The 701-nt window shown below is 46.2% G+C and carries 2 protein-coding genes; one reads left to right on the top strand and one right to left on the bottom strand.

Annotated features, from left to right (window positions below; translation table 11 throughout):
* Positions 1-323: phosphoribosylglycinamide formyltransferase (purN, locus tag R8O10_RS25170; RefSeq protein WP_318191947.1), on the top strand; the 323-nt coding region annotated here is incomplete at its 5' end.
* Positions 324-403: 80 nt separating this feature from the next.
* Here the strand turns inward: purN and R8O10_RS25165 are convergent.
* Positions 404-701: class II glutamine amidotransferase (locus R8O10_RS25165; RefSeq protein WP_318140259.1), on the bottom strand; the 298-nt coding region annotated here is incomplete at its 5' end.

Here is a 701-nt window from a genome sequence, read left to right as displayed (position 1 = left end):
ACCCTTCTCTTCTACCTAAATACCCGGGTTTACACACCCACCAGCGCGCGATTGACGCCAAAGACAAAGAGCACGGCACAAGTGTTCACTTTGTCACAGAAGAGTTAGACGGAGGTCCCGTAGTTCTTCAAGCAAAAGTGCCAGTATTTGAAGATGATGATGCAGCAGCACTCGCTGCGCGTGTACAAACTCAAGAGCACACCATTTACCCTATCGTGACTAAGTGGCTCGTTGAAGAACGTTTAATCATGCAAGATGGCAAAGCTTGGTTAGATGGCAAAGAACTCGGCCCTCATGGCTACGCAGCCGCTGAAGAAGAATAAGTGCTTTTTAACGCATCAAAAAAGGCAGTCGAGTGACTGTCTTTTTTGTTATTTGGAAAACTTGATGTCTAGAAACGTCGTTATTCCAACGGTTCGGTCGGAGCTTGATTACCCGGTTTGGGCGCTGCAAATGGCACATCTTTCAAATCAGATGCATTGTTTTGGATCAGTTCACCAAGGTGAAACAAACCATATTCACCGGGCTTCATTCGATGCCAAGTCTCATTGCCGGTTAAAGGCTGAGTCGCAATGACAGAAACAACATCGTTTGGTGTTGTTTCTTCTTGGAAGTTGATCTCCACATCTTCATCTAGCAAAGCGGCCTTGCCAAACGGAGCGCGACGCGTAATCCAATACAAGTGATTAGTACAATACGTC

It is taken from the genome of Vibrio sp. 1727, assembly GCF_033344415.1.
GTDB lineage: Bacteria > Pseudomonadota > Gammaproteobacteria > Enterobacterales > Vibrionaceae > Vibrio > Vibrio alginolyticus.
Note: the sequence above shows the minus strand (reverse complement) of the source record. Positions and strands in the feature narration are given on the sequence as shown.